Raw genomic sequence first — 1,947 nt, forward strand, 5'->3', positions numbered from 1 at the left:
GACCCGGCCGCGGACACCGCCCCCACCGGCGGGATCCACATCAACCTGTGGGCGGGGGCCAGCATGATCGTCGCCGCGGGGCTGTTCTTCCTGTGGGACCGGCTCGCGCCGGTGCCAGCGGAGGACAACCGGGGCCGCGCCCCGGGGGGGGGGGGGAGCCCCCCGCCGAGCGGACCGGAGCACAGACTACCGCCACAGGATTCTACTGCCCGCCGCCCTCGGCTTCATCCTCGGGGCCCCGTTCGAGATCCAGCGCACGGAGGACCCGGGCGTGTCCCTCCTCGCTGAGGGCGCCCCGGGAGCGGGCCCGGTCGGCGGTCGCGCGGGCCATCGCGAGGTAGGCGTCGTCGACGTCGGGGGCCCCCTCCTCGGCGGCGAACCCGGCGAGGATCTCCCGGTGGGCGCCCACGGTGCCCGCATCGCCCCGGACCACGGGCCCGGTGAGCGCTGCGTCCCCGGAGGCCAGCGCGTTGTCGAGGGTCGCCTTGAGCAGCGGGCCCAGCACGTGGGCGGGGTCCTCGACGCCGATCCCCTCCAGGATCTGCGAGGCCTGGCCGATCAGGGTGACCATGTGGTTGGAGGCGTGCGAGAGGGCCGCGTGGTACAGCGGCCGGTCCCCCTCGGCGATCACCACCGGCTCCCCGCCCATCTCCACGGCCAGCGCCTGCGCGATGGGCAGGAACGGGCCGGGTGCGGTGATGCCGAAGGTGGCCGACTGCAGCCGGGCGAGGTCCAGGGACAGGCCGGTGAACGTCATGGCCGGATGCATCGCGATGCCGATCGCCCCGTCCGCGCGCGCGGCCCGCAGGACCTCGATGCCGTAGCGGCCCGAGGTGTGGATCAGGATCTGGCCCGCGCTGAAGTGCCCGCCGGCGCTGAGGCCGGTCACGAGGGGCTCCAGGGCGTCGTCGGGCACCGCGAGCAGCACCACCTCGCTGCGCTCCACGATCTGCGGCACGGGCAGCACCGGGATGTCCGGCAGGAGGGCCTCGGCGCGGGTCCGGGACTCCTCCGAGACGGCGTGGACACCGACGACCGCGTGGCCGGCGGCGCGCAGAGCGGCGCCCAGCACCGCCCCCACCTTCCCGGCGCCGATCACGCCGACGCCGAGGCGGCCGGGCCGCAGGGACGGGTCACTCATGCTCTGCTCCTTCTGGTTCGGTGACGGGGCCGGCGTCTCGCCCGGCGGGGCCGGCGGCCTGCTCGGGGCGGCCGGTGCCCCGCCCGGCGTCGGCGGCTACGGGATCTTCCTGGTCCTGGCGCTGGTCGCCGTGCTCGTGCTCAACGTCGTGAGCCTGCCCGGGGTCTCCCTGGCGGTGCTGGCGCCCGCGCTGTTCGGGCTCGTCACCGGCGGGTGGGGGCGCCTCAGCTCCACCGCAAACTTCCGCCTCGGCCTCACCGCGGAGGGCCTGAAGGTGCGCTACGGGCTCACCTCGACCCGCACCCAGACGATCCCGCTGGGGAGGATCCAGGCCGTGGGGATCGAGCAGCCCCTGCTGTGGCGCCCCTTCGGGTGGTTCAAGCTGGTCATCAACTCCGCGGGGATCGGCGCCTCGGGCGCCGACAGCACCCGCAACGTCCTGCTGCCGGTGGGCACGGGCCAGGAGCTCATGCGCGTCCTGCCCTACGTGGTCGAGCGCCCCGAGCGCGGCGGCGTCGACGGGCATCAGCTGCGGTCGGCGCTCGAGGGCTCGGGCGCCGACGACGGCTTCACCGTCTCGCCGCGCTCCGCCCGCTGGGTGGACCCCCTGACCTACCGCCGCAACGGCTACGCGACCACCCCGGACCTGCTGCTGGTCAGGGGCGGCAGGCTCCGCCGGCGGCTCGCGGTGGTCCCGCACGCCAAGGTGCAGTCGCTGCGCCTGACCGCCGGCCCGCTGGACCGGCGCCTCGACCTCGCCGACGTGCAGCTGCACTCGGTGGGCGGGCCGGTCACCGGCCTCGTGC

The 1,947-nt window shown here is 75.7% G+C and carries 2 protein-coding genes; one reads left to right on the forward strand and one right to left on the reverse strand.

Translation table 11 applies throughout. The annotated features are described in order from the left end of the window. Nucleotides 1-202: 202 nt before the first annotated feature. On the reverse strand, nucleotides 203-1,141 hold the full coding sequence (locus NBM05_RS15225; RefSeq protein ID WP_254169178.1) for a Rossmann-like and DUF2520 domain-containing protein: 939 nt from the start codon (nucleotides 1,139-1,141) through the stop codon (nucleotides 203-205). Here NBM05_RS15225 and NBM05_RS15230 point away from each other — a divergent pair. Continuing rightward, on the forward strand, nucleotides 1,140-1,947 hold an 808-nt coding region (locus tag NBM05_RS15230; protein WP_254169180.1), incomplete at its 3' end, for a PH domain-containing protein. The genes NBM05_RS15225 and NBM05_RS15230 overlap by 2 nt on opposite strands.

This window comes from Rothia santali (assembly GCF_024199905.1).
GTDB lineage: Bacteria > Actinomycetota > Actinomycetes > Actinomycetales > Micrococcaceae > Rothia > Rothia santali.